Source organism: Streptomyces lancefieldiae, from assembly GCF_031845825.1.
In the GTDB taxonomy this organism is placed as follows: Bacteria; Actinomycetota; Actinomycetes; order Streptomycetales; family Streptomycetaceae; genus Streptomyces; species Streptomyces lancefieldiae.
Genome location: NZ_JAVRFH010000014.1, coordinates 107,647 through 131,537, shown reverse-complemented (window position 1 = coordinate 131,537; position 23,891 = coordinate 107,647). Strand labels below are relative to the sequence as shown.

28 protein-coding genes are annotated in these 23,891 nt (G+C 72.6%); 15 read left to right on the top strand and 13 right to left on the bottom strand.

What is annotated here, in order from left to right; genetic code table 11:
- Positions 1 to 46 precede the first annotated feature (46 nt).
- The 5 genes from RM812_RS16930 to RM812_RS16910 all read left to right on the top strand — a co-directional run bounded on the left by RM812_RS16930 (position 47) and on the right by RM812_RS16910 (position 4,780).
- Entirely contained in the window at positions 47 to 1,345 is a 1,299-nt protein-coding gene (locus RM812_RS16930) for a CAP domain-containing protein (protein WP_311573385.1), read from the top strand.
- 56 nt (positions 1,346 to 1,401) lie between these two features.
- On the top strand, positions 1,402 to 2,079 hold the full coding sequence (locus tag RM812_RS16925; RefSeq protein ID WP_311573384.1) for an AIM24 family protein: 678 nt from the start codon (positions 1,402 to 1,404) through the stop codon (positions 2,077 to 2,079).
- A gap of 99 nt (positions 2,080 to 2,178) precedes the next feature.
- On the top strand, positions 2,179 to 3,138 hold the full coding sequence (locus RM812_RS16920) for a threonine/serine dehydratase (RefSeq protein ID WP_311573383.1): 960 nt from the start codon (positions 2,179 to 2,181) through the stop codon (positions 3,136 to 3,138).
- A gap of 144 nt (positions 3,139 to 3,282) precedes the next feature.
- Positions 3,283 to 4,260 (top strand): LLM class F420-dependent oxidoreductase, encoded by a 978-nt coding sequence (locus tag RM812_RS16915; RefSeq protein WP_311573382.1) that lies wholly within the window; start codon positions 3,283 to 3,285, stop codon positions 4,258 to 4,260.
- Positions 4,261 to 4,354: 94 nt separating this feature from the next.
- Complete coding sequence (locus RM812_RS16910; protein ID WP_311573381.1) at positions 4,355 to 4,780, top strand: SsgA family sporulation/cell division regulator; 426 nt, start codon at positions 4,355 to 4,357, stop codon at positions 4,778 to 4,780.
- A gap of 65 nt (positions 4,781 to 4,845) precedes the next feature.
- Here the strand turns inward: RM812_RS16910 and RM812_RS16905 are convergent, their stop codons facing one another.
- A complete protein-coding gene (locus RM812_RS16905) occupies positions 4,846 to 5,271 on the bottom strand; it encodes a DUF6328 family protein (RefSeq protein WP_311573434.1) in 426 nt (141 codons plus the stop codon).
- A gap of 224 nt (positions 5,272 to 5,495) precedes the next feature.
- Between RM812_RS16905 and RM812_RS16900 the strand changes: the two genes are divergently transcribed.
- The gene (locus tag RM812_RS16900; RefSeq protein WP_311573380.1) at positions 5,496 to 5,843 is read left to right on the top strand and encodes a hypothetical protein; all 348 of its coding nucleotides are present in this window, start codon (positions 5,496 to 5,498) and stop codon (positions 5,841 to 5,843) included.
- Positions 5,844 to 5,859: 16 nt separating this feature from the next.
- Here RM812_RS16900 and RM812_RS16895 read toward each other — a convergent pair whose 3' ends face one another.
- The 3 genes from RM812_RS16895 to RM812_RS16885 form a co-directional block, all read right to left on the bottom strand.
- Positions 5,860 to 6,843 carry an aldo/keto reductase gene (locus tag RM812_RS16895; protein ID WP_311573379.1) on the bottom strand — a complete coding sequence of 328 codons (984 nt, stop codon included), beginning with the start codon at positions 6,841 to 6,843 and terminating at the stop codon, positions 5,860 to 5,862.
- Between the two features lie 107 nt (positions 6,844 to 6,950).
- Positions 6,951 to 7,646, bottom strand: a complete 696-nt coding sequence (locus RM812_RS16890; RefSeq protein ID WP_311573378.1) for a ribonuclease H family protein — start codon at positions 7,644 to 7,646, stop codon at positions 6,951 to 6,953.
- 311 nt (positions 7,647 to 7,957) lie between these two features.
- Entirely contained in the window at positions 7,958 to 8,440 is a 483-nt protein-coding gene (locus tag RM812_RS16885; RefSeq protein WP_311573377.1) for a VOC family protein, read from the bottom strand.
- 398 nt (positions 8,441 to 8,838) lie between these two features.
- On the opposite strand from RM812_RS16885, the gene RM812_RS16880 reads away from it, so the two are divergent.
- Together RM812_RS16880 and RM812_RS16875 are read left to right on the top strand one after the other, a co-directional pair.
- The gene (locus tag RM812_RS16880) at positions 8,839 to 9,492 is read left to right on the top strand and encodes an ATP-dependent Clp protease proteolytic subunit (protein WP_311573376.1); all 654 of its coding nucleotides are present in this window, start codon (positions 8,839 to 8,841) and stop codon (positions 9,490 to 9,492) included.
- A gap of 1 nt (position 9,493) precedes the next feature.
- Positions 9,494 to 10,096, top strand: a complete 603-nt coding sequence (locus RM812_RS16875) for a ClpP family protease (RefSeq protein ID WP_311573375.1) — start codon at positions 9,494 to 9,496, stop codon at positions 10,094 to 10,096.
- Between the two features lie 44 nt (positions 10,097 to 10,140).
- Here RM812_RS16875 and RM812_RS16870 read toward each other — a convergent pair whose 3' ends face one another.
- Positions 10,141 to 10,551: a helix-turn-helix domain-containing protein gene (locus RM812_RS16870; RefSeq protein ID WP_311573374.1), complete on the bottom strand. Its 411-nt coding sequence runs from the start codon at positions 10,549 to 10,551 to the stop codon at positions 10,141 to 10,143.
- A 275-nt stretch (positions 10,552 to 10,826) separates the two neighbouring features.
- Here RM812_RS16870 and RM812_RS16865 point away from each other — a divergent pair, with 275 nt between their 5' ends.
- Positions 10,827 to 11,714: an RNA polymerase sigma factor SigF gene (locus RM812_RS16865; protein ID WP_311573373.1), complete on the top strand. Its 888-nt coding sequence runs from the start codon at positions 10,827 to 10,829 to the stop codon at positions 11,712 to 11,714.
- 51 nt (positions 11,715 to 11,765) lie between these two features.
- On the opposite strand, the gene RM812_RS16860 is transcribed toward RM812_RS16865, so the two are convergent.
- Positions 11,766 to 12,221, bottom strand: a complete 456-nt coding sequence (locus RM812_RS16860) for an ATP-binding protein (protein WP_311573372.1) — start codon at positions 12,219 to 12,221, stop codon at positions 11,766 to 11,768.
- A gap of 146 nt (positions 12,222 to 12,367) precedes the next feature.
- On the opposite strand from RM812_RS16860, the gene RM812_RS16855 reads away from it, so the two are divergent.
- The 3 genes from RM812_RS16855 to RM812_RS16845 all read left to right on the top strand — a co-directional run bounded on the left by RM812_RS16855 (position 12,368) and on the right by RM812_RS16845 (position 14,792).
- Positions 12,368 to 12,952, top strand: coding sequence for a PRC-barrel domain-containing protein (locus RM812_RS16855; RefSeq protein WP_311573371.1), 585 nt, complete (start codon positions 12,368 to 12,370; stop codon positions 12,950 to 12,952).
- Complete coding sequence (locus RM812_RS16850) at positions 12,949 to 13,365, top strand: PRC-barrel domain-containing protein (RefSeq protein WP_311573370.1); 417 nt, start codon at positions 12,949 to 12,951, stop codon at positions 13,363 to 13,365. The genes RM812_RS16855 and RM812_RS16850 overlap by 4 nt, the downstream gene beginning before the upstream one ends.
- Before the next feature lie 107 nt (positions 13,366 to 13,472).
- Entirely contained in the window at positions 13,473 to 14,792 is a 1,320-nt protein-coding gene (locus RM812_RS16845) for a streptophobe family protein (protein ID WP_311573369.1), read from the top strand.
- Between the two features lie 235 nt (positions 14,793 to 15,027).
- On the opposite strand, the gene RM812_RS16840 is transcribed toward RM812_RS16845, so the two are convergent.
- Positions 15,028 to 15,438 (bottom strand): hypothetical protein, encoded by a 411-nt coding sequence (locus RM812_RS16840; protein ID WP_311573368.1) that lies wholly within the window; start codon positions 15,436 to 15,438, stop codon positions 15,028 to 15,030.
- Positions 15,439 to 15,811: 373 nt separating this feature from the next.
- Between RM812_RS16840 and RM812_RS16835 the strand changes: the two genes are divergently transcribed.
- On the top strand, positions 15,812 to 16,192 hold the full coding sequence (locus RM812_RS16835; RefSeq protein ID WP_311573367.1) for a nuclear transport factor 2 family protein: 381 nt from the start codon (positions 15,812 to 15,814) through the stop codon (positions 16,190 to 16,192).
- A gap of 92 nt (positions 16,193 to 16,284) precedes the next feature.
- On the opposite strand, the gene mgrA is transcribed toward RM812_RS16835, so the two are convergent.
- Positions 16,285 to 17,277 carry an L-glyceraldehyde 3-phosphate reductase gene (gene mgrA, locus RM812_RS16830; protein ID WP_311573366.1) on the bottom strand — a complete coding sequence of 331 codons (993 nt, stop codon included), beginning with the start codon at positions 17,275 to 17,277 and terminating at the stop codon, positions 16,285 to 16,287.
- A 127-nt stretch (positions 17,278 to 17,404) separates the two neighbouring features.
- Between mgrA and RM812_RS16825 the strand changes: the two genes are divergently transcribed.
- A complete protein-coding gene (locus tag RM812_RS16825) occupies positions 17,405 to 18,289 on the top strand; it encodes a LysR family transcriptional regulator (RefSeq protein WP_311573365.1) in 885 nt (294 codons plus the stop codon).
- A gap of 25 nt (positions 18,290 to 18,314) precedes the next feature.
- Entirely contained in the window at positions 18,315 to 18,830 is a 516-nt protein-coding gene (locus tag RM812_RS16820; protein ID WP_311573364.1) for a mycothiol transferase, read from the top strand.
- On the opposite strand, the gene RM812_RS16815 is transcribed toward RM812_RS16820, so the two are convergent.
- The 5 genes from RM812_RS16815 to RM812_RS16795 form a co-directional block, all read right to left on the bottom strand.
- Positions 18,812 to 19,891, bottom strand: a complete 1,080-nt coding sequence (locus RM812_RS16815) for an adenosine deaminase (protein ID WP_311573363.1) — start codon at positions 19,889 to 19,891, stop codon at positions 18,812 to 18,814. The two genes, RM812_RS16820 and RM812_RS16815, sit on opposite strands and share 19 nt — an antisense overlap.
- A 43-nt stretch (positions 19,892 to 19,934) precedes the next feature.
- Positions 19,935 to 20,330 carry a VOC family protein gene (locus RM812_RS16810; protein WP_311573362.1) on the bottom strand — a complete coding sequence of 132 codons (396 nt, stop codon included), beginning with the start codon at positions 20,328 to 20,330 and terminating at the stop codon, positions 19,935 to 19,937.
- Between the two features lie 102 nt (positions 20,331 to 20,432).
- Positions 20,433 to 21,332, bottom strand: a complete 900-nt coding sequence (locus RM812_RS16805; protein ID WP_311573361.1) for an oxidoreductase — start codon at positions 21,330 to 21,332, stop codon at positions 20,433 to 20,435.
- A 28-nt stretch (positions 21,333 to 21,360) separates the two neighbouring features.
- Positions 21,361 to 22,251: a glycoside hydrolase family 19 protein gene (locus RM812_RS16800; protein ID WP_311573360.1), complete on the bottom strand. Its 891-nt coding sequence runs from the start codon at positions 22,249 to 22,251 to the stop codon at positions 21,361 to 21,363.
- 437 nt (positions 22,252 to 22,688) lie between these two features.
- Positions 22,689 to 23,861: an LLM class flavin-dependent oxidoreductase gene (locus RM812_RS16795; RefSeq protein ID WP_311573359.1), complete on the bottom strand. Its 1,173-nt coding sequence runs from the start codon at positions 23,859 to 23,861 to the stop codon at positions 22,689 to 22,691.
- Positions 23,862 to 23,891: the final 30 nt, after the last annotated feature.

The window sequence follows — 23,891 nt, the reverse complement described above, 5'->3', positions numbered from 1 at the left end:
GCACCGACATCCGACCGGAGCGCGGACCACGACACAGGGCGGCAGGATGAGCGAGTTGGTCCCCGGGGGCAACGTCCCCCTGCCGGGCGGCCCCGTCCGCGTACGGGTGCCCGGTGGCTTCGACGTGTCGGCGCTCATCACGGACGACGGCGGCAAGGTGGGCGGTGACGACGACTTCGTCTTCTACAACCAGCCGGACGCGCCCGGCGCCCGGCTGCGGGGCGACACGCTCACCGTCGATCCGTCGCGGCTGCGCCCCGGTGCCGCCCGGGTGACGGTGGCGGTCAGCCCCTCGGACCCGGGGACCACCCTGGGCGCTCTCCCCTCCCCCACGCTCCATGTCACCGACGCCGGCGGTCGCGGACTCGCCCGGTTCACGCCGACGCGCCCCCGGCAGGAGACCGTCCTGCTCCTCGCGGAGCTCTACCGGCGCGGCGCGGGGTGGAAGCTGCGCGCCCTCGGTCAGGGATACGCCGACGGACTCGCCGGACTCGCCCGGGACTTCGGCGTGGAGGTCGTCGACGACACGTCGGCACCCGACCCCGCGCCGCCCACCGCGCCGAAGGCCGAGGCCGACGGCTTCCTGGCACTGGTCAACGCCGCCCGGACGGCGGCCGGTTCACGCCCCGTCTCCGCCGACCCCCGCCTGGTCTCCGCGGCCCGTGCCCACGCCGCCGCCATGGCCGCCGCGGGCACGCTGAGCGTCGAGACCCGGGACGGCGTCTCGGTCCACCAACGTGTCGTCTCCGCCGGGTACGCCTACCTCACCGTCGGCGAGCACCTGGTCTCCGGCCCGCGCACGCCGACCGAGTTCGTCGCGTACTGCCTGCGCGCCGAGCGGACCCGGCGCACCCTGCACCACACTGCCTACACCCACGCCGGGTGGGCCCACGTCACCGGAGGCCCCTCGGGCGACACCTACTGGACCGCCCTGTGGGCCGTGCCGCTCACCGCGGACGGCCTGGACCGCACGACGTCCGAGGTCGTCGACCTCACCAACCGGGAGCGGTCCCGGGCCGGTCTGCCCGCGCTGGGCGTCGACGCCCGGCTGACCCGCGCCGCGCAGGCGCACAGCGCCGACATGGTGGCCCGCGACTTCTACTCGCACACCGACCCGGACGGTGGCAAGCCCAGGGACCGGGCCGCCGCCGCGGGCGCCACGCGGCGCACGGTCGGTGAGAACATAGCCTGCGGCCAGCGTTCCCCCGCCGACGTGGTGGAGGGCTGGATGAACAGCCCGGGGCACCGCGCCAACATCCTCAAGGCCGACTTCACCCACATCGGGGTCGGCCTCGCCGGCGGCGGCCGGGCGGGTACGTACTGGACTCAGCTCTTCGGCGGCTGACCGCGGACTTCGGCGGCGATCTTGGCGGAGCCCAACCCTCCGGGGAGGATGCCTATATGAAGGGTGACCTCTTTTCCAGCGAGCACATGGTGCGGCCCGCCACGGCGCCGGGCATGACCGTCGAGAACTCCAAGTGCATCCGGTACACGGTGACCGGCGACATGCTGGCCCGGCAGGGCGCGATGATCGCCTACCGCGGCAGCCTCCAGTTCGAGCGCAAGGGCCAGGGCGTGGGCGGCATGCTCAAACGCGCGGTCACCGGTGAGGGCCTGCCCCTGATGGCGGTGCGCGGGCAGGGCGAGGCCTGGTTCGCGCACGAGGCTCAGAACTGCTTCATCGTGGAGGTCGAGCCCGGCGACGAGTTCACGGTCAACGGCCGCAACGTCCTGTGCTTCGACTCGTCGTTGTCGTACCGCATCTCCACCGTCAAGGGCTCGGGCATCGCGGGCGGCGGGCTGTTCAACAGCGTCTTCACCGGCCACGGCCGGCTGGGGCTGGTGTGCGAGGGCAGCCCGCTGGTCATCCCCGTCTCGCCCCAGTACCCGCTCTACGTCGACACGGACGCGATCGTCGGCTGGTCCGCGGGACTGGGGACCTCCCTGCACCGCTCGCAGTCCATCGGCTCGATGCTGCGCGGCGGCTCCGGGGAGGCCGTGCAGCTGATGCTCCAGGGCGAGGGCTTCGCCGTCGTACGGCCGAGTGAGGCGACAGCGCAGAAACCGCAGCAGCACTGACCCCGGCCGCGCCCTCGGGGAACCGTGTTGACCTCGGGCGCGTCGCGCGAAAGGGTGCCAGGGGCGCGGATCACCGCCCGCGCCGGAAGGATGACTGCCTTGATCGGGATCACGGAGATCGAAGCCGCGGCCGAGCGGATCGCCGGACATGTCGTACGCACGCCGACCGTGCCGAGCCCCGGGCTGTCCGCACTGCTCGGTGTCCCGGTCACCGCGAAGCTGGAACTGCTCCAGCGCACCGGCTCGTTCAAGGCACGCGGCGCGACGGCGAAGCTGCTGTCGCTGACCGAGGCCGAGCGGGCCGCCGGTGTCGTCGCGGTCAGCGGCGGCAACCACGGGATCGCCGTGGCGGTCATGGCCGCCGCCCTCGACGTGAAGGCCACGGTGGTCATGCCGCGCACGGCACCGGCCCGCTCCGTGGAGATCGCCGAGGAGGCGGGCGCCCTGGTGCGGCTGACCGACGGCATGGACAGCGCGTTCGCACTGGTGACCCGGCTGCGGGAGGAGGGGCTGACCCTGGTCCACCCCTTCGACGACCCCGTGGTGATCGCGGGGCAGGGCACCGTGGGCCTGGAGTTCGCCGAGGACGCCGGAGAGCTCACCGACGTGCTCGTGAGCATCGGGGGCGGCGGGCTGATCGCGGGCGTGGCGGCGGCGCTGCGGGCGCTGCGGCCCACCGTGCGGATCTGGGGCGTGGAGACAGAGGGCGCCGAGGCCATGTCCCGGGCGCTGGCGGCGGGCGGACCGCTGCCGGTCGCACTGTCGTCCATCGTCACCACGCTCAGCGCCCCGTCCGTCTCGCAGTTGACGTACGACCATGTGTCGTCGCTGGTCACCGAGGTACTCGTGGTATCCGACCGGGAGGCGGTCGAGGGTTCGCTGGCGCTCGCCGAGCACGCGAAGGTGTGGACCGAGCCGGCCGCCGGCTGTCTGCTGCCCGCGGCCCGGCGCGTGGTGGAGCGGGTCGGCGACGGTGCCCGGATCGGGCTGGTGGTGTGCGGCGGCAACGCCACGACCGCCGACATGGCGGCCTGGGCGGAGCGCTTCGGGGATCGCTGACGGCCGTCGCGCGCCTTGGGACGCGGCTCCCTCCTCGACGGCTGACACGGCTCCTCGCCACGTTCCGCGGGACTCGTCCCCACGGCGACCACAGATGTCCGCGGGCGGGCGTTTTCGCTCCGCCCGGACGGGGACCCGCACCATATGGTGCAAATCGGATACACGATGATGACCGAGCAGGCCGGTCCCCGCGATCTCGTCGACCATCTGGTGCGGGCCGAGGGGGTCGGCTTCGACTTCTCGGTGACGTCGGACCACTACTTCCCGTGGCTGCGCTCGCAGGGCCATTCGCCGTACGCCTGGAGTGTGCTGGGCGCCGCGGCGCAGGCGACCTCCCGCATCCCGCTGATGACGTACGTGACGTGTCCGACGTTCCGTTACCACCCGGCGGTGGTGGCGCAGAAGGCCGCGACGCTCCAGTTGCTGTCCGAGGGGCGGTTCCGGCTCGGGCTCGGCTCCGGCGAGAACCTCAACGAGCACGTGGTGGGCGCGGGCTGGCCGACCGTCGACGTGCGGCACGAGATGCTCCATGAGGCGGTGCAGATCATCCGGGCGCTCTTCGAGGGCGGCCACGTGAACCACCGCGGCACGCACTTCGACGTGGAGTCGGCCCGCCTGTGGGACCTGCCGGACAGTCCGCCGCCCATCGGCATCGCCGTCTCCGGGGAGCGCTCCTGCGCGCTGGCGGGTGCACACGCCGACCTGTTGATCGCCACCGAGCCCAAGCCCGGGCTGGTGGAGTCCTTCGACCGGCACGGCGGCGAGGGCAAGCCGCGCGTCGGCCAGCTTCCGGTGTCCTACGACCCCGACCGGGACACGGCGATCAAACGCGCCCACGCGCAGTTCCGCTGGTTCGGCAGCGGCTGGAAGGTCAACTCCGAACTGCCCCACCCGGATTCCTTCGAGGGGGCCACCCAGTTCGTGACCCCCGACGACGTCGCCGAGTCGATCCCGTGCGGCGACGACCCGGACGCCTTCGTGGAGGCCGTACGCCCTTACGCCGAGGCCGGGTTCACCGAGATCGCCCTGGTGCAGATAGGCGGCGAGACGCAGCCCGCGTTCCTGGACTGGTCGGAGAAGACCCTGCTGCCCGCGCTGCGCGAGGCGCTCGGCAGTTCGTAGCACCGGGTGGCGGGGCGAATCGCCCGGTCGCGTGAGCATCTTGCGGACGGGCGGGGTACTGGAGGGCTCTACGTCCGTTCCCCCGGAGGCCGTTGTGAACTCTCTCGTGCGCAAGACCCTCGTCGTGCAGCTCCAGACGGGCGGCGCCGATCGCTGTCCCGTCCTCGCCCATCTGAGCTACGACGCCGCGGACCCGTTCGCGCTCACCGTGGTGTTCAGCCATGACGGCCGTGTGCTCGCCCGCTGGTCGCTGGACCGGGAGATGGTGCGCGAGGGACTCGCCCGCCCGGTCGGCGTGGGCGACGTGCGGCTGCGCCCCGAGTCGCGGGGCGTGTGGGACGAGTTGCGCGTCGAACTGCTCGGCGACGTCCGGCCCGACGGGGGGCGCCACCGCGCCGTGGTCTTCGTGTGGGCGGCGGCCGTGGAGGCCTTCCTCCGCGAGACCCACGCCGTGGTCCGGCCGGGGAAGGAGGAGGTGGACGTCGACGACTTCCTCGCGGAGATCATGGCCGAGGGCTGACGGGGCGCCGGGGTCTCGCGGCGGAGGCTCACCGGGTGCCGGGGCTCGCGCGCGGAGCCCCGGGCTCAGCGAGACGCCCCGCGGTACCGGGTCCAGAGCGGGATCCCGAACCAGCACAGCAGGTACCAGCACACCACGCCGGTGACGAGGTAGGGCACGAAGCCGTCGTGGGTCGCGACGCGCAGGATCAGCAGGAGCGACGCGGCCATCGTGGCGAGCAGCAGCACGAGGCCGAGCACGGTCAGCCGGGAAGCCCACCGCACCGCCTGCGGTTTCACGCGCCGCCCGGAGACGAGGCGGTGCAGGGACACCGGCCCGATCAGGGCGCCGGTCGTCACGGCGCCGAGGACCACCGTCACCAGATAGATCATCTGATTGGTCTCCGAGAGCTCCTCGTACTTCGGTGTGAACACGACGGTGAGCAGGAAGCCGAACAGGATCTGCACGCCCATCTGCGCGACGCGAACCTCCTGGATCAGCTCCGTCCACATCCGGTCGGCCCGCTCCTCCGCGGTCTCGTTGCGCCCCCTGCGTCGGCCCGAACCCTCAGCCGTCTCCGTCACAGTTCCTCCCGGTTGCCGCGGCCTGCGTCCTCTTCCCTCTTCCCGGGTTTCCCACGCACAGGCGCCCCGGCGGGGCCGCGACGGCCCGTTTGAGCGCACGGCGGACGGTTACACGGGCCGGGACCGACACCGGCCCAGGAGGAGGACGCAGGATGTCCGACACTCAGCTCACCGTGACGCTCAGCGGTGGCGGCATCGACGACGCACGGGCGATCGTCCGCGCACTGGAGGGTGTCTTCGGAGCACCCGACGCCCTCCCGGCCGACGAGCGGGCGACGGTGCGCACGGCGACCTTCGACTCGCCGGCCACCCCGGAGGCCGGCACGGCACCGCAGGGGGCGGGCGGCCGGCTGTCCGCGCCGGTGGAGGTCACCGTTCAAGGCAGCCCGCAGGCCGTGGAGGCGGCGAGCGAGACGCTCTCCCACGCCTTCACCCTGCGCGACGAAGGGGCGGCCTCCGGGGACCAGGAGCGGGAACGGCAGCTGCTCCTGGTGCCGTGAGGTCCGGAGGAAGCGTCTACCAGCGGCCCTCGACCTGGTCCTTGACCCGACGGTCGTAGAGGTCGCGGACGGCCGCGAGCGTGTCCTCGGACAGCTCGGGCAGCCGTGCCGCCTCCGTGTTGGCACGGGCCTGCTCGGGCGAGCGGGCGCCGGGGATCACGGTGGTCACACCGGGCTGCTGGATGATCCAGCGCAGCGCCAGCTGGGCCGGGGTGTATCCCTCGGGGGCGAGCGCGGCGAACTCCGCGGCGGCCTCCACGCCCGTGGCGAAGTCGACGCCGGAGAAGGTCTCGCCCTGGTCGAAGGCCTCCCCGTGCCGGTTGAAGGAGCGGTGGTCGTTCTCGGCGAAGACCGTGTCCTTGGTGTACTTGCCGGACAGCAGGCCCGAGGCCAGCGGCACCCGGGCGATGATGCCGACGCCGGCCTCCCGGGCCGCCGGGAGTACCTTGCTCAGGGGCTTCATCCGGAACGGGTTGAGGATGATCTGCACGCTCGCCACGTTGGGCCGGGCGATCGCGGTCAGCGCCTCCTCGCAGGTCTCCACGCTGACGCCGTACGCGGCGACGCGCTCCTCCTCGACCAGGGTGTCCAGGGCGTCGAACACCTCGTCGGTGGAGTAGACGGCGGTCGGCGGGCAGTGCAGCTGCACCAGGTCGACGACGTCCACGCCGAGGTTGCGCCGGGAGCGGTCGTTCCAGTCCCGGAAGTTGTCGAGGACGTAGTTCTGCGGGATCTGCTCGACCCGGCGGCCCATCTTGGTGGCGACCAGCACGTGCAGGTCGGGCCTGCCGCGCAGGAAGGTGGCGATGGTCTCCTCGCTGCGCCCGTCGCCGTAGACGTCCGCCGTGTCGAAGAAGGTCACCCCCGATTCGGCCGCCGCCTCCAGCACCGCGAGGGCTTCCTTGTCGTCGACGTCTCCCCAGTCGGCACCCAGTTGCCAGGTGCCGAGGCCGACCACCGAGGCGTGCTGGTTCGACCTGTCGAATGTGCGCTCGTCCATGCCGCCAGTCTGTCACCCGGAGCTCGCCCGCACCGCGTCGGGACGGTCGAGGTCGCCGGACACGGGCCGACGGCGCCCTTCGCCCCCGACCGACGGGTGAGCGGTGGCTAGCCGGCCACCGCCGTGCGGCAGTCCGGGTGGCCCCAGCCCTGGTCGTTCTTGGCGATGGGCTCCCCGGCCGCGTACGAACGGCCGCACAGGCAGCGTCCGGGGAACTTCGCCTTGATGGTGCGCGCGGAGGCACCGCCGCTCTTCGTGCCCGACCCACGGCGCGGCGCCTTGCGGGCCGCCGGGACGTCCGGCGCGGGCGGCGGCTCCGGTGAGCCCAGGGCGCTGCCCGCGGGCTCCTGGGCGGTGGCCGCCTGGCTGGCGGCGCGATCGGCGAAGTCGTTGAGCCGGTCGCCGTCGATCTGGTGGGCGGGCACGTAGCGGAACTCGACCGAGCGGCCGCCGAGCAGCTCGTCGATGCGCACGACCAGCTCCTGGTTGGCGACCGGCTTGCCGGCGGCCGTCCGCCAGCCGTTGCGTTTCCAGCCGGGCAGCCAGGTGGTGACGGCCTTCATGGCGTACTGCGAGTCCATGCGGACCTCGAGCGGCACGTCCGGGTCGGTCGACGCCAGCAGGCGCTCCAGCGCCGTGAGTTCGGCGACGTTGTTGGTGGCCCTGCCCAGCGGCCCCGCCTCCCAGCGGACCGGACGCTCCGCCGCGTCGGCGACCACCCAGGCCCAGCCGGCCGGACCCGGGTTTCCCTTCGAAGCCCCGTCGCACGCGGCCACCACACGTTCACGCATGGGCCCGATCATGCCATGGTGCGACGGGGAGCCGGGACGGGGCTCAGGAGACGTCCGTGAGCTTCGGCATCTCCCCTCGGTCTTCGTGACGTCGGTCACCGCCTCGCGGATCCGCGCCGCGGTCGCCGCCGCGACCCGGGACACGAAGGAGAGGCACCACTGCGACTGGCCCTCCCGGCCGGGCGCGGGGCGGGACCACGGCGGCACCGCCCTGCCGTTCGCGCAGCACTGCGTGCAGTCGCCGTACTCCGTCGACTGCCGAGCGAAATGTCTGTTTCATCACGCCAGTCAGCCCCTGCCGGCCCCGCGCGCCGGCGGGCGGCTCACTGCCCCGCGTACGCCTTCTCCAACGCGGCGATGTCGAGCTTGCGCATCGACATCATCGCCTGGTTCGCGCGCGCCACCTTCGCGGGATCCGGGTCGCGGAACATCTCCTCGAGCCGACTCGGGACGACCTGCCAGGACACACCGAACCGGTCCTTGAGCCAGCCGCAGGGGCCGTCCTCGCCGCCGCCCTCGGTGAGCCTGGTCCAGTAGTGGTCGACCTCGTCCTGGTTCTCACAGGTGATCTGGAAGGAGATCGCCTCGTTGAACCGGAACTCCGGGCCGCCGTTGAGGGCGACGAACTTCTGGCCGTTGGCCGTGAAGTCGACGGTGAGCACCGTGCCGGCGGGCCGGTGCCCTCCCTCGGGGTAGCGGGTGACGGCGCCGATGCGGCTGTTCTCGAAGAGCGAGACGTAGAAGTGGGCGGCCTCCTCCGCCTGGCCGTCGAACCAGAGACACATGGTGAATCCGTCGCTGCTCATGAGCACCTCCTGGGCATGGAACACGGTCACCACTGTCGACCGGCGCGGGCCGCGGAACTCATCGGTCGCGGCGACCGGTCCCGCGGATGGCCGCACCGCGTACCCCGCCCGGTGGCACGCGTACGGCCGGCGGGCCACCGGTCGGCGGGCGACCGGCCGCCGGCTCCACGCGTGGCCGCGGTCCACCACCACGACCGGCACGGCCCGGCCCCTTCCCGGGCGAAGTCCGCTCGCCCTTCCGGCAGTTGGGCGGGAGGGCGGCCGGCGGCCGCTCTGCCCTCGGCGAATCTGCCACCGGCAGAGAAGCGCCCGCAGGGCACTCCGGCGGGCCGAGAGTGGAGGAACCGCGGCGCCGTCAGCCGCGTACGGCTTCCCCGACCACTCGACAAGGAGCGCCGATGTCTCCACTCATCGCCGGCCCGGCCCCGGCCACGCCGCCCCGGGCCCAGGAGGGCGACACCACCCCGACCCGGTTCGACGACCATCTGGCCGCGCAGTTGCTCGCGCAGCGGATCGTGCTGCTGGGCACCCAGGTCGACGAGGTCTCCGCGAACCGGGTCTGCGCCCAGTTGCTGATCCTGTCCGCGGAGGACCCGCGCACCGACATCAGCCTGTACATCAACAGCCCCGGCGGGTCCGTGCACGCGGGGCTGGCCATCTACGACACGATGCGGCTGATCCCCAACGACGTCTCGACGCTCGCCATGGGGTTCGCCGCCAGCATGGGGCAGTTCCTGCTGAGCGTCGGCGCGGCGGGCAAGCGGTACGCCCTGCCGAACGCGCGGGTCATGATGCACCAGCCGTCGGCGGGCATCGGGGGCACCACCGCCGACATCGAGATCCAGGCGGACAACCTCGAGTTCACCAAGCGGACCATCGAGCGGATCACCGCCGAGCACACCGGTCAGAGCCCGGAGACCATCTCCCGGGACGGTGACCGCGACCGCTGGTTCACGGCCGAGGAGGCCAGGGAGTACGGAATGGTGGACCGGGTCGTCCAGTCCCTCGCGGACGTGCGGCCGGCCGCGACCAGGCGACGGATGGGGCTGTGACATGGGGACCTACACGATTCCGAACGTCGTCGAGCGGACCCCGCAGGGCGAGCGGTCCTACGACGTGTTCAGCCGGCTGCTGTCGGAGCGGATCATCTTCCTGGGCACCGAGATCGACGACGGCGTGGCCAACGTGGTCATCGCCCAACTCCTCCATCTAGAGTCGTCGGCCCCGGAGAGCGAGATCGCCGTCTACATCAACTCCCCCGGCGGCTCGTTCACGTCGCTGATGGCGATCTACGACACGATGACGTTCGTGCAGGCGCCGATCTCCACCTTCTGCGTCGGGCAGGCGGCCTCCACGGCGGCCGTGCTGCTGGCCGGCGGGGACCCCGGGCGGCGGTTCGTGCTGGAGCACGCGCGGGTCCTGCTCGGGCAGCCGGCCAGCGGCGGACGGCAGGGCACCGTATCCGACCTGGCGCTCCAGGCAAAGGAGATGGTGCGGATCCGCTCCCAGGTGGAGGAGGTGCTGGCCCGGCACACGCGCCACGACGTCGCGACTCTGCGCGCGGACATGGACCGCGACAAGGTGTTCACGGCCCAGGAGGCGGTGGCGTACGGGCTGGCCGACGAGGTGCTGAGCCGACGCCTGGCAAGGGTGTGAGTGCCGGGGCCGGCGCCCAGCGGGGCGCCGGCCCCGGCGGGCGGTCAGGCGGCCAGGCACATCCCGTCGTAGCGGGCACCGGACGTACCCCGGCCCCGGCCGGCACCGGTGTGCTGCCGCGAGGTGAGGCGGACCAGCTCTCCCTGGGCCCGCACCAGCAGGTCGCCCAGGCCCAGCCCGAGGGCGCCCGCGGCGGCGGCCAGCACCTCCGAGGACGCCTCCTTGCGGCCGCGCTCCACCTCCGACAGATACGGCATGGAGATCCGGGCGGCCTGGGCCACCTCCTTCAGCGTGCGCTCCTGGGCGAGGCGTTCACGCCGCAGGACGTCGCCCACCAGATCGCGCCAGAGGGGCTCTCTGACGGCGGGGCGGTCCTCCGGGCGCGCTGCCTGCGGGGGCGCTGCCTGCGGGCGCAGAGGAATGACGCGGGCTTCGTTCGACACGTGGCTGGTCACCTCCTCAGGTTAGGAGCCGGAGCATCCGGCGGAAGGGTCCGGCGTTCCGCCCAGAGGGAAATCCGCGGATGCCCCGCACCGTGCCCGGGACTACGCTGAGAGATGACACATCGCCGAGAGACTCGCCGAGAGACGACGCATCACCCCGCGACGACGCTGCGGCACCGAGTTCGCACCCCCCGTGAAGACGGGAGGTATGGGCCGCCGCGCCCCGGGTACCCGCATGCGGGAAGAACCTAGGGAGACGTCCAACCGTGACTTTCGTGGGAGAGGCAATGGAGACCGCCGTGATCCGGCCGGGTGCGCAGGTCGTCGAGGAGACCACCGGGAACAGGGCGGGTGCCGGATCGCTGCCTGGGGTCGTGGACCCCCGCACCGTGGCGCCGCGTGACGCGCGGCACCTGTCCCGCGATTTCTTCCAGCGCCTCGCGGAACTCGAGGAGGGCACGCACGAGTACCAGTACGCGCGCAACACGCTGATCGAGATGAACATGTCGCTCGTGCGGTTCGCCGCCGGCCGGTTCCGCGGTCGCGGGGACGACATGGAGGACATCGTCCAGACCGGCATGATCGGCCTGATCAAGGCCATCGACCGGTTCGAGCTGTCGCGCGAGGTCGAGTTCACGTCCTTCGCGCTGCCGTACATCGTCGGCGAGATCAAGCGCTTCTTCCGCGACACCACCTGGGCGGTGCACGTGCCGCGACGGCTCCAGGAACTGCGCGTGGAGCTGGCCAAGGCCCGCGAGGAACTCTCCTCCCGCCTGGACCGCGAGCCCACCGTCAAGGAACTCGCCACGCTGATGAACATCGGCGAGAGGGAGGTGGTCGAGGGCCAGATCGCTTCCAACGGCTACAACTCCTCGTCGCTGGACGCCGCGCTGACCGGGGACGGCGCGGAGAGCGGCGAGTCGGTGCTCGCCGACTTCATCGGTGTGGAGGAGAACGGACTGCGGCTCGTCGAGGACTTCCATTCGCTCGCCCCGCTGATGGCCGAGCTCAGTGAGCGGGACCGGCGGATCATCCACATGCGGTTCGTGGAGGAGGCCACGCAGGCGGAGATCGGCGAGCGGCTCGGCTGCTCGCAGATGCACGTCTCCCGGTTGATCAAGCGGATCATCGCCCGGCTGCGCGAGGGCATGCTGGGCGAACTCGGGTGCGCCTGACGGCGACCGCCGTACGTGTTGTCGCCCCGCCCGGGAGGGGCGGCACCGGCTTCACTCTTCGGTGAGGCGCACCACCGCGCGGACCCGCTTGCCCACCGGCACGCGTTCGACGACGACCGTCTCGGCCAGGGCGTGGACGATCTCCAGTCCGTGCCGGCCGACGCGTTCCGGGTCGCGGGGGAAACGACGGGGCACCGCGCCGCTGCTGTCGTAGACGGTCACCGCCACGGTGGCGTCCGTGCCCTCCAGCTCCAGGATGTACGGTCCCGCGCTGTGCCGGTCGGCGTTGGTGACCAGCTCGCTCACCACCAGCAGCACCGCGCCGTCGGCACGCCGGCCGACCGTGGCGCACCACTCGGTCCTGAGCTGGTCGAGGAAGAGCGAGGCGAAGGAACGGGCCTGCGCGATGCAGCCCGGCTCACCGGAGTAGTGTGCCGCCCGCCTCAGCGGGTCGACGGGTACGTCGAAACCAATCGGTATCACTGCCCCGCCCAGGTACTCGGTCATGCGTTTCTCTCTCGGAAGCCGGGCTGGCCGGACGCTGCTGCACGTGTCCTCGTACCCCGTCCCCGGCCCCGCAGTCCCCGTGCCCCCGTACTGCGGGCATCGTCACAGTGGTGCGGGGAACCCGAGGGGTGCGGGAAGGGTGTGCGATGAACGAACTGATGGCCGCACGGAGCCTCACCACCCGGCCGGTGGTCACCCTCGGCGGCGACGCCGTCGCCCACGTCAAGGACACCGTATGCGACGCCGAGGCGGCCCGGATCACCGGTTTCACCCTGACGGGCCGGGGCCTGTTGTCCGGCCTGCTGAAGGAGGGCCTGCCGTGGCCGGCCGTGTACGCGCTGGGCCACGACGCGGTGATGATCCGCGACCGGCGCGGCCTGGTGAGCGCCGCCGCCATGATGGCGCACCAGCAGGCCCTGCGGGGCCGGGTCCTGGGAGCGAGGGTGCTCACCGAGTCGGGCGCCGAGATCGGCACGGTGCTCGACGTCGTGGTGGAGGGCGGCACCGGCGGCCGGGTCGTCGGCTTCCGGGTGGCGGCGAGCAAACGGTTCGTGCCCGGGCCCACCCGGCATCGGCGCAGGGTGTACGTGCCCCGCGGCGAGACGCTCACGGTCGTCGGCCGGGCCCTCGTCCTCCCCGACCTCGCGGTGCGGCAGGTCGCCGACGACCTGTCCGGCTTCACCGCCCTGGTCGGTGGCGTTCCCGGACGCTGGAGGGGCTCACCGCCGTGATGCTGTTCACCGAGGTACGGGGCCTGCCGGTGGTGCTGCCGGCCGAGGCGCACCCGCTCGGCACGGTGACGTCCCTGACCGTCGACCCGGCGTCCGGGGTGGTGAGCCACCTCCGGCTCCGGGGCCGCCGCTGGGGCAGGGAGACCGTGCTGGCCTGGGACGCGGTGCACGCGATCGGCCCGGCCTCCGTCCGGGTCCGTACCGCCACCGCCCCCGACACGGTTCCGCCCCGTCACGATCTGCTGGGCCGCCGGGTCCTGACCGACGCGGGCGCCGAGCACGGCACCGTGCTGGACGTGGCGTTCGCTCCGGAGACCGGCCGGGTCCTCGCGGTCCTCACCACCCGGGGCGAGGTGTCGGCCGACCGCGTACTGGGCCTCGGCGACTACGCGCTCGTCGTACGGGCGGGGTGAACCACGGTCACCCTCCGGTGCGGTGCTCCGCCGCGGTCGTGGCGCGCGGCGACGCGGACGGCCCCGGCCGACGGGCGCGCCGCCCCGGTGCTGCCTAGCGTGGCGGCGTGAGCTCACGAACCCCGTCCGACCGGGCGGCCACCCGTCAGAGCTGGCTGCAGGCCCTGGTGACGGTGCTGGCCGCTCTGGTCGCCATGGGAATCGTGGCCGCGCTCGGACTGTGGGCGGCCGGGGCCACGGACCTGCCCGACAACGCCTTCCCCCGGGTCGTCACGGCGACCGTCGTCACCGCCGTGGGCGGCTCGCTGGAGCTGTCCGGGGACGCGGGAGGGTTCGCCGACACGGACGCGGGTCTGACCGTGCTCCCGCTGTCCGTCACGCTGGCCGGCGCACTCGTGATCGCCCGGGGGTTTCTGCGGCCGCTGCGCCACCGTGCCGTCGTCGGCGCCCCGGAGCTGGCCGGCTGGGCCGGGCGGATCGCCGTTCTGTGGCTGCTCGCCCTCCTCGGGCTGGCCTTCGCCGCGCGCCGGACCTTCGAGGTCCCGCTCGGGGAGGGCGTGCTGAACGACCTCGGTGACCTGTTCGACATCGCTCCGGAGGTCGGCTTCACCACGGACGTGCCGCTGACGGTCCTCTTCGGGCTGCTGTGGCTGGCGGGCGTGCTGGTACTGGCCCTGCTGGTGAGGCGCGCGGCGCCACTGCCGGGGCGGCTGCCGCGTCCGGTGACGTCGATGCGGCCGGCCGCGTACGCGATGGTCGCGCTGCTGCTCGCGTACGTCGTCATCGGCCTCGTCGTCGGCCTGGTCGTCGCCGGGACGCGGGGGCACCCGGCGGACACCTTCGCCGTGCTGCTGCTCGGCCTGCCGAACCTCGCCTGGCCGGCGTTCACGATCGGCCTCGGTGCCACCTGGAACGGGCGCGTGGAGGGGCCGTTCGGGTTGCCGATGCCGCATGTGCTCGACGAGGTGCTGCGTGCACCGGACGTCTCGACGCTGAATCTGGGCACGTTCACCGAGCGCGACGGGCGGATGTGGTGGCTCCTGGTCGTCGCGGCGGTTCTGCTCCTGGCGGCCGGAGTCGTGGCCGCGGCCCGCTCCCCGGCCGGGATGCCGGCCTGGCGGCACGCCGTGCGCATGGCCGTGGCACTGGCGCTCACGGTGCTGATGATCGGCCTCGTCGGCCGGATCTCCGCGCACTACGGCCTGTCGGTGCTCGGCATCGGCGACCTGGGCGGCGGGCTGTCGGGACGGTTGTACCTGCGCCCGCGTCTGTGGGGGGCGGTCGGTCTCGCCCTGCTGTGGGGACTGGTCGCCGGGTTCCTCGGCGCGCTGCTCGCGCGATGGGCGGGGCGGCGGAGCGGGCCTGCCCGGGGCCCGTCCGACGGATCCGGTCACGGAAAACCGGTGGTACCGGAGTGGCGTGGGTGAGCGGGGCCCGGTGCGTGGGGCCGTGAGGTGGCGGTGTCGGTGCACATCGGCCACTGCCGCGGCGGCGACGTGATGCGGGGCCGCCCGCGGCGAGGTCGAGCGTGGCGAACCGGCGAGTGTCCCCGCGCGCGGACGGGATCCCGGTCCCGCGTCCTCGGCCGGATGCGCCGAACAGGCCCCCCGGGGGCACGGCAGAACGGTTCCGGCACGTCTCGTCCGGTCGGACACCCCACGTTCAGGCGACGGGGACGACGAGGGGTGGAGAGGCCCGCTGCATGCGCAGCGCGTCCACGGACTCGGCCAGCAGTTCGTACTCGGTGGTGTCGTCGCTGGTGGCGATGCGCACCAGGCGCCCTGCTGCCAACTCGTCGGCGACCAGCTCCTGTTGGAGGGCGTCGGCGCACCAGGTGCGCAACACGCGCGGCACGTCGGGCGCGTCGTCGGCGACCGGGGTCAGGGCGCCGCGCGGTAAGTGGGGGGTGTCGGGCTGCGGGTCCAGCCGCTCGGCGATCCAGGACGCACGGTCGCGCAGCCACCACAGGGCCAGGGCGAGGGTGGGGGCCCGGTAGGTCCCCAGGGGTACTCCGATGCGCCGGCCGTCGCAGACACCGTAGGCGGTGACATGGCACAGGAACTCGTCGTGCACTGCTCCCCTCCCCCGTCGCGCAGCCGCCTGCCGGTCCGGCATGGCGTCCGTGCGGCGTGTGTGCTGTGCGTGAGGGCGCTGTCGCGTGGTGTGAGAGGCCCTAGAGGTGAGTATGTTCACCGCTGAACCACTGTCACCATGAATTTCCGGCCAGTCTCTTGGCATATTCACCGCCGCTGTTGGCCGAAACTCGCCATCCGTCCGACGCCGCCCTCAGGCCCTGGGCCACGCGGTCCCGAGGGGCGGGCCGTCGCATGACCCGTCGGGTAATCGACGGTCCGCGAGGGCGCGGGCATGGTTGCGGTACCGGGTCGCCGTGACCGGGATCCGGGTCCTGACCAGTGCGTCCGACCTCGATGGAGGCTGATCGACCATGACCGCGCCCACCACCCGTTACGAGGATGCCGTCGCCCGCTACTTCGAGGCCTGGAACGCCGGGCCGGACGCCCGGGCCAAGGCGGTCGCCGCGGCCTGGACCACTGACGGCGGTTACACCGACCCCCTGGCCGACGTGCACGGCCACGACCAGATCGCGGCCGTGATCGCGGCGGCGCGCGAGCAGTACCCCGGCTTCGCCTTCCGGCTGTCCGGCTCCGTGGAGGGGCACCACGACACGGCACGCTTCTCCTGGGAGCTGGTGAGCGAGGCCGACGGATCGGCGCCCGCGGCCGGGTCCGACGTGGTCGTGCTGGACGGCGAGGGGCGGATCCGGGCGGTGTTCGGCTTCCTGGACCGGGTACCCACGGGGGCCTGACCGTCCGCGGCGCGGCACCGGCGCAGGCGAAGGTCCCGGAGGCGGCCGCCCGCCTCCGGGACCTTCGCTCGTCCTACCCGTGTCCCGCTGTCCTACTTCGCGACGATCCGGTCGATCCGGGCCAGGTCGTCGGCGTCGAAGTCGAGGTTGCGGACGGCCGAGACGCTGTCCTCCAGTTGCCGCGCGCTGCTCGCGCCGACCAGGGCGGAGGTCACGCGGCCCGCGCGCAGCACCCACGCCAGCGCCATCTGGGCCAGCGACTGGCCGCGGGACTCCGCGATCTCGTTGAGCGCGCGCAGCTTGCCGACGAGTTCTTCGGTGACCGCGTCGGAGCTCAGGAACGGGCTGTCGCTCGCGGCCCGCGAGTCCTCCGGGATGCCGTCGAGGTACCGGCCGGTGAGCAGGCCCTGCTCCAGCGGGGAGTAGGCGATGGAGCCGACCTGGAGCTCGTCGAGGACGTCCAGCAGGCCCCCGACCTCCGGGCGGCGGTCCAGCATGGAGTAGCGCGGCTGGTGGATCAGGAGCGGGGTGCCCAGTTCGGCGAGGATACGGGCGGCCTCGCGGGTCTGCTCCGGCGAGTAGTTGGAGACGCCGACGTAGAGCGCCTTGCCCTGCTGCACCGCCGTGTGCAGGGCGCCCATCGTCTCCTCCAGCGGAGTCTCCGGGTCGGGGCGGTGCGAGTAGAAGATGTCGACGTGGTCCAGGCCCATGCGGGCGAGGCTCTGGTCGAGGGAGGACAGCAGGTACTTGCGCGAGCCCCACTCCCCGTACGGGCCGGGCCACATCAGATACCCGGCCTTGGTGGAGATGACCAGTTCGTCGCGGTACGGCGCGAAGTCGGCCCTGAGGGCCTCGCCGAGGGCGGACTCGGCGGCGCCGGGCGGCGGGCCGTAGTTGTTGGCGAGGTCGAAGTGGGTGACGCCGAGGTCGAACGCGCGGCGCAGGATGGCTCGCTGCGTCTCGACGGGGCGGTCCGGGCCGAAGTTGTGCCACAGGCCGAGCGAGAGCGCGGGGAGCTTCAGGCCGCTGCGTCCGGTGCGCCGGTAGGGCATGTCCGCGTAGCGGTCGGGGTGTGCGGTGTACAACGCGACTCCAGGAGGTCGGCACCCGAGGTGCGGGTCTTGGGTGGAACGGCTTCCCACTCTGTCGTGACCTGCGGGCAGTGGTCCAACAGAAGAATCCGATGGGATTCAGCGGTTACGCTTCTCAATCATGGAACTGCGCCATCTCCAGCACTTCGTGGCGGTCGCCGAGGACCAGCACTTCACCCGCGCGGCGGAACGGCTGCTGGTTTCCCAGTCCGGCCTGTCGGCGTCCATCCGGGCACTGGAGCGGGAGTTGCAGACGCCGCTGTTCGTGCGTACCACCCGCCGGGTGACTCTGACGGAGGCCGGGCGGGCGCTGCTGGGCGAGGCGCGACGGATCCTCGCACAGGTGCGGTCGGCGCACGAGGCGGTCGCCGCGGTGCAGGGCGTGCTGCGCGGCACGCTCTCCCTGGGCACCGAGCAGTGCATCGCCGGGGTGCCGGTGGCGGGGCTGCTGGCCGCGTTCCGGCGCCGGCATCCGGACGTGGAGATCCGGTTGCGTCAGGCGGGCTCGGGCGAGCTGGCCGAGGAGGTCGCGGCCGGGCGGCTCGACCTGGCCTTCGCCTACCGGACGCAGGCGGACACCGACCAGTTGCGTTCGATCTCGCTGGCCGGCGAGCCGATGACGGTGCTGTGCCACCCCGACCACCGGCTCGCGGCGAACGGCGCGGTGCTCACCCCGCACGACCTCGCCGACGAGGTCTTCGTCGACTTCCACCCTGACTGGGGGCCGCGCCGCGTCACCGACGCCGTCTTCGCCGCGGCGGGCGTGCGGCGGACCGTCCCGCTGGAGGTGAACGACGTGCACGGCCTGCTCGACCTGATCGACGAGAACCTCGGTATCGCGGTCGTACCACGGCACTTCCGGCACAAGCGGGCCTCCCTGACCTCGCTGCCGCTGAAGGACTCCGGCGGGACGGAGTACGAGACCATCGCGCTGCTGCCGCCCGCACCGGCCACCAGCCCGGCGGCGCGGGCGCTGATGGGACTGCTGGAGACGGGGAGCGCCTGAGGCCGGACTGCGCGATGGTGGAGGTATGCATGCGAAGGACATCCTCATCGAGGGCTACGGCCGCATCCAGGAAGAAGTCCACGCCGTCGCCGAGGGCCTGGACCCCGACGACCTGAACGCCCGCCCCACCGACGACGCCAACTCCGTCAGCTGGCTCCTGTGGCACCTCACCCGGGTCCAGGACGACCACATCGCGGACGCCTTCGGGCTGGATCAGGTGTGGCTGAACGGCGAGTGGGAGAAACGCTTCGGCCTCGGACTGCCCCGCCACGACACCGGCTACGGCCACAGCCCGGCGCAGGTCGCGAAGGTGCGGGTCGACTCGGCCGACCTGCTGACCGGCTACTACGACGCCGTGCACGAGCAGACGCTCGGAGCCCTGCGTTCCCTGGCCGCGAAGGACCTGGAGCGGGTGGTGGACGAGAACTGGGATCCGCCGGTCACGCTGGGCGTGCGGCTGGTCAGCGTCCTGTCCGACGATCTCCAGCACGTCGGACAGGCCGCCTATGTGCGCGGGCTCGTTCAGAGCGCCGCCGCGTAGCCCGGCAGGACCACGTCCTCGATCAGGGACCTGCGCTCGTCGTACGGGATGAAGGCGCTCTTGAGCGCGTTCACCGTGACCGTGCGCAGGTCCTCGACGGTCCAGCCCGCCTGCTCGACGAGGAGGGACATCTCCCGGGTCATCGTCGTGCCGGAGACCAGGCGGTTGTCGGTGTTGAGGGTGACGCGGAAGCCGAGGTCCTTCAGCGCGGTGATCGGGTGCTCGGCGATCGAAGTGGCGGCACCGGTCTGGAGGTTGGAGGACGGGCACATCTCCAGGGCGATGCGGCGGTCGCGGACCCAGCCGGCCAGGCGGCCCAGCTTGCCGGCGGCGAGGTCGGGGATGTCGTCGGTGATGCGCACGCCGTGGCCGATGCGCTGGGCGCCGCACACCTGGAGGGCCTGGTGGATGCTGGGCAGCCCGTGTGCCTCGCCCGCGTGGATGGTGAACGGCACGTTCTCGCGGCGCAGGTGCTCGAAGGCGTCCAGGTGGTCGGCGGGCGGGAAGCCGTCCTCGGCGCCCGCGATGTCGAAGCCGACGACACCGGCGTCCCGGAAGGCCACGGCGAGGTCGGCGGTGGCGCGGGTGCGGTCGAACATCCGCATCCCGCACAGCAGGGTGCCGACACGGACCGGCGTGCCCGCTGCCGCCGCCCTGGCCATGCCGGCCGCCAGGCCCTCCTGGACGGTCTCGACGACCTCGGCGAGGGTCAGACCGCCGCCGGTCATCAGCTCGGGGGCGTAGCGGACCTCGCCGTAGACGACGCCGTCCGCGGCCAGGTCGAGGACGTACTCCTCGGCGGCGCGCAGCAGGCCCTCGCGGTTCTGCAGCACGGCGAGGGTGTGCTCGAAGGTGGCTATGTAGCGCACCAGGTCGCCGGAGTTGGCGGCCTCGTAGTACCAGGCGGCCAGCTCGTCGGGGTCGGTGGTGGGCAGGGTGTGGCCGACGGACCCGGCCAGCTCCACCACGGTCGCGGGGCGCAGGCCGCCGTCGAGGTGGTCGTGCAGTACCGCCTTGGGGAGGCGGCGGAGGGTCTCGGTGTCTATGCGCGTAGATGACATGTGTGGACGTTCCTCGGCGGGTGGGTGCGGAGTGCGGGGCGGATCAGGGGGCGGCGGGCTGGAGCAGGTCCCAGCGGTTGCCGTACAGGTCCTGGAAGACGGCGACCGAGCCGTAGGGCTCGTGCCGCGGCTCCTCCAGGAAGGTCACGCCCGCGGCCTTCATACGGGCGTGGTCGCGGGCGAAGTCGTCGGTGTACAGGAAGAACCCGACGCGCCCGCCCGTCTGGTCGCCGATCCGGGAGCGCTGCGCCTCGCCCTTGGCGCGGGCCAGCAGCAGGGCGGTGCCCCGCGCCGGCGCACCGGGTTCGACGACGACCCAGCGCGAGCCGTCGGGCCGGGGGGTGTCCTCGGCGAGGCGGAAGCCGAGGGCCTCGGTGTAGAAGCGGATCGCCTCGTCGTAGTCGTCGACGACGAGGGCGACCAGGGCGATGCGTCTCATCGGGCCCTTTCGGGTGGGGCGGGGGCGATTGACCGGTGAGGTTATACGTAAAACGCCATGGACGCCAAGTCTCTCGCGCCCCGTGTCCCCGGACCCCGCGGGTCAGCCCGTCCGGGCGCGGTCGAGTCGCGCCAGTTCCCCGGCGGTGAGGCGCAGGGCACCCGCGGCCACGTTCTCGGTGAGGTGGCCGGGGTTGCCGGTGCCGGGGATGGCGAGGACGTTCGGGCCCTGGTGCAGGGTCCAGGCGATCCGGACCTGGGCGGGGCTCGCGTCGTGGGCCCGGGCGACGGCGCGGACCTCGTCGTCGTGGGCGGTGCCGGCGCCCTGGGGTCCGGCCTCGCCGGCGATGGCGTAGAACGGCACGAAGGCGATGCCCTGCGCACGGCACAGGGCGAGGAGCCCGTCGGTGGCCGGGTCGTGGAAGCCGAGGCCGTAGCGGTTCTGGACGCAGACCACGGGCGCGATGGCCTGGGCCTCGGCGAGGTGGCGGGGCTCGATGTCGGAGAGGCCGAGGTGGCGGATCAGGCCCGCCTCGCGCAGTTCGGCGAGGGCGCCGAAGTGCTCGGCGATCGAATCCTGCCGCATGCGGCGCAGGTTGACGACGTCGAGGTGGTCGCGGCCGAGCTGGCGCAGGTTCTCCTCGACGTGGGCGCGCAGGTCCTCGGGCCGGGCGGAGGTGCCCCACTCGCCCGACCAGTCGCGGTACGGGCCGACCTTGGTGACGATCACCAGGTCGTCGGCGTAGGGCGCCAGCGCGCTGTTGATCAGTTCGTTGGCGGAGCGCAGGGACGAGAAGTAGAAGGCGGCGGTGTCGATGTGGTTGACGCCGAGTTCGACCGCCCGGCGCAGCACGGCGAGGGACCGCTCCCGATCGCTCGGCGTGCCGAGGTGGAAGGCGGCGCTGCCCGTCAGCCGCATCGCACCGAAACCGACGCGGCGGACGGGCAGGTCGCCGAGGTGCCAGGTGCCCGAGGACTCAGCGGTGATCGTTTCCGAGGTCATCGGCGGAGTCTCGCACACTCCCCGGCGGTCAGCAGTAGAGGTTGCCCCCCGGGGAGACGCCGAGGATCTGGCTGAACTGCTGGTACTTGGTGACACGGCTCTGGACCTGCGCGGGGTTCCTGCCGTCGCACTCCATGGAACCGTTGATGGAGCGGATCGTCTGGCCGAAGCCGGCCCCGTTGACCATGGCGTTGTGCGGGGTCATGCTGCCCGGCCCGGACTGGGTGTTCCAGTACCACAGGGCGGTCTTCCAGGCGACGGCCGCGTCGTTCTGCACCAGCCAGGGGTTGTTCAGCAGGTTGATGCCGAGCGCGTCGCCCGCCGCCTTGTAGTTGTAGTTCCAGCTGAGCTGGATCGGTCCGCGCCCGTAGTAGGCCGCCTGGCCCGCCGGACAGCCGTAGGACTTGCTCCAGTCGCAGTAGTGTGGGTAGTTGGCGGTGTCCTGCTCGACGACGTGCACCAGCCCGCCGGTCTCGTGGCTGACGTTGGCGAGGAAGGCAGCCGCCTCCTGCTTCTTGGTGGTGTCGCTGCCGGTGGTGGCGAAGCCGGGGTAGGCGCTGAGCGCGGTGGTCAGACCGCTGTAGGTGTAGAAGGAGTTCCGGCCCGGGAACATCTGGTTGAACTGGGCCTCGGTCACCACGAAGTTGCCGACCGGCGTCTGCGGGCCGCTTTCGCAGGCGTACGGCTCCCAGTACCAGGTGCTGATGATCGGGTCGTAGCCCGGGTTCGCGTGCTCGGCGATGTAGGCCTTGCCGTCCGTGTAGCGGACGATGTCACCGGCGTTGTAGGCCTTTCCGGCCGTCCAGCTCGGATAGCTCGAGCACGCGGCGGCGGAGGCCTCGGTGGCGGGCAGGAACGCGGGCACGGCTGCCGCGAGGGCGAGTGCGGTCACCACGGCGGAGATACGGCGCCTCGACACAGGTCTGCCTCCTTCGGCGGGGCACGGCCGCTCCCGTCCAAGGGCAGGGCGGAGCGGAGCCTTGTGCGCACGTGCCGGTGGGACCGGCCACGGCGTGGGGGCGGCCGTGGTGGGGGGTGTGGAGGCACACTCAACCGCGTTGGTATGTACCAGTCAAGGGTGTAGACCAACCCAACTCCGGTCGGCTCTCGACTGGTTGAGGGCGGGGCGGCCCGCGGCGCCCGCTCCTCCGCGTCCTCGGCACCGGGGCCGCGATCACGAGCGTCACTCCAGGACCACCCCGCCCCACCCGCACGTCGCCCGGGCCCGTCGGCTCGCGGACGTCCTTCTCGCCCCGTCCGCGCGGCGTGCCGCCCGGGACGTCGTGCCCGCGAGCCGCATCGGCGCGAGGTCCGGGGAGTGTCCCTGCCGGTGCCGGGGCGGACGGCGCCGGTGCGTCAGGCGCCTCTCCCCGCACCGGCCTCGCTCCGGACCGCGAGCGGCGACGGAGCGCCGCCGTCCGGCGGCACCTGTGCCGGGTGGCGCCACAGCCCCTGGGCGGCGAGGCGCGGCAGAACGCCCTCGCCGAACCAGTACGCCTCCTCCAGATGCGGGTAACCCGAGAGGACGAACTCGTCGATCCCGAGCGCGTGGTACTCGCGGATCCGTTCGGCGACCTCGTCGTGGCTGCCGACCAGGGCGGTGCCCGCGCCGCCGCGCACCAGGCCGATGCCGGCCCACAGGTTGGGGTGGATCTCCAGGGAGTCCCGGGCGCCGCCGTGCAGGGCGAGCATGCGCCGCTGCCCCTCGGACTCGCTGCGGGCGAGGCCGGTCTGCACGGCCCGTACCGTGTCCGGGTCGAAGCCGTCGAGCAGCCGGTGCGCCTCGGCCCAGGCCTGCTCCGCGGTGTCCCGGGTGATGACGTGCAACCGGACGCCGAAGCGCAGGGTACGGCCTTCCTTCGCGGCCAGCTCCCGCATCCAGGCGATCTTGCCGGCGACCTGCGCGGGCGGCTCGCCCCAGGTGAGGTACACGTCGACGTGCCGGGCGGCGACCTCTCCGGCGACGGGGGAGGAGCCGCCGAAGTACACCTCGGGCACGGGGTCCGGGAGGTGGACGAGCCTCGCGTCCTCGACCCGGAGGTGCTCGCCGTGCAGGTCCACGGTCTTGCCGTCCCACAACTCCCGTACGACATGCAGGAATTCGCCGGTGCGCCGGTAGCGGGCGTCCTTGTCCAGGAAGTCGCCGTACGCCCGCTGCTCGCGGCTCTCGCCGCCCGTGACGACGTTGATCAGCAGCCGTCCGCCGGTCTGCCGCTGGAAGGTGGACGCCATCTGCGCGGCGAGCGTGGGTGAGACGAAGCCGGGGCGGAGGGCGACGAGGAACTTCAGCCGCTGTGTCGCCTGGGAGACCATGGCGGTGGTCAGCCACGCGTCCTCGCACCAGGCGCCGGTGGGCGTGAGCGCGGCGACGAAGCCGAGGTCCTCGGCGGCGCGGGCGATCTGGCTCAGGTAGGCGACCGTAGGCGGCCGGTGGCGCCCGGAGGAGGAAGCCGGGACGCCGTGGCCGCCGCCGACGACATCGCGGCTGTCGCCGCTGGTGGGCAGGAACCAGTGGAAGGTGAGGGGCACGGGGCAGCTCCGTTCGGGGACGTGGTCGCG

Excerpts from the sequence above, each read along its gene's own strand:
- RM812_RS16820 (WP_311573364.1), top strand. The coding sequence starts at position 18,315 with ATGCATGCGAAGGACATCCTCATCGAGGGCTACGGCCGCATCCAGGAA.
- RM812_RS16900 (WP_311573380.1), top strand. The coding sequence starts at position 5,496 with ATGTCCGACACTCAGCTCACCGTGACGCTCAGCGGTGGCGGCATCGAC.
- RM812_RS16885 (WP_311573377.1), bottom strand. The coding sequence starts at position 8,440 with ATGAGCAGCGACGGATTCACCATGTGTCTCTGGTTCGACGGCCAGGCG.
- RM812_RS16865 (WP_311573373.1), top strand. The coding sequence starts at position 10,827 with ATGGAGACCGCCGTGATCCGGCCGGGTGCGCAGGTCGTCGAGGAGACC.
- RM812_RS16855 (WP_311573371.1), top strand. The coding sequence starts at position 12,368 with ATGAACGAACTGATGGCCGCACGGAGCCTCACCACCCGGCCGGTGGTC.
- RM812_RS16930 (WP_311573385.1), top strand. The coding sequence starts at position 47 with ATGAGCGAGTTGGTCCCCGGGGGCAACGTCCCCCTGCCGGGCGGCCCC.
- RM812_RS16895 (WP_311573379.1), bottom strand. The coding sequence starts at position 6,843 with ATGGACGAGCGCACATTCGACAGGTCGAACCAGCACGCCTCGGTGGTC.
- RM812_RS16875 (WP_311573375.1), top strand. The coding sequence starts at position 9,494 with ATGGGGACCTACACGATTCCGAACGTCGTCGAGCGGACCCCGCAGGGC.
- RM812_RS16890 (WP_311573378.1), bottom strand. The coding sequence starts at position 7,646 with ATGATCGGGCCCATGCGTGAACGTGTGGTGGCCGCGTGCGACGGGGCT.
- RM812_RS16835 (WP_311573367.1), top strand. The coding sequence starts at position 15,812 with ATGACCGCGCCCACCACCCGTTACGAGGATGCCGTCGCCCGCTACTTC.
- RM812_RS16925 (WP_311573384.1), top strand. The coding sequence starts at position 1,402 with ATGAAGGGTGACCTCTTTTCCAGCGAGCACATGGTGCGGCCCGCCACG.
- RM812_RS16805 (WP_311573361.1), bottom strand. The coding sequence starts at position 21,332 with ATGACCTCGGAAACGATCACCGCTGAGTCCTCGGGCACCTGGCACCTC.
- RM812_RS16810 (WP_311573362.1), bottom strand. The coding sequence starts at position 20,330 with ATGAGACGCATCGCCCTGGTCGCCCTCGTCGTCGACGACTACGACGAG.
- RM812_RS16905 (WP_311573434.1), bottom strand. The coding sequence starts at position 5,271 with ATGTGGACGGAGCTGATCCAGGAGGTTCGCGTCGCGCAGATGGGCGTG.
- RM812_RS16860 (WP_311573372.1), bottom strand. The coding sequence starts at position 12,221 with ATGACCGAGTACCTGGGCGGGGCAGTGATACCGATTGGTTTCGACGTA.
- RM812_RS16915 (WP_311573382.1), top strand. The coding sequence starts at position 3,283 with ATGGTGCAAATCGGATACACGATGATGACCGAGCAGGCCGGTCCCCGC.
- RM812_RS16880 (WP_311573376.1), top strand. The coding sequence starts at position 8,839 with ATGTCTCCACTCATCGCCGGCCCGGCCCCGGCCACGCCGCCCCGGGCC.
- RM812_RS16815 (WP_311573363.1), bottom strand. The coding sequence starts at position 19,891 with ATGTCATCTACGCGCATAGACACCGAGACCCTCCGCCGCCTCCCCAAG.
- RM812_RS16825 (WP_311573365.1), top strand. The coding sequence starts at position 17,405 with ATGGAACTGCGCCATCTCCAGCACTTCGTGGCGGTCGCCGAGGACCAG.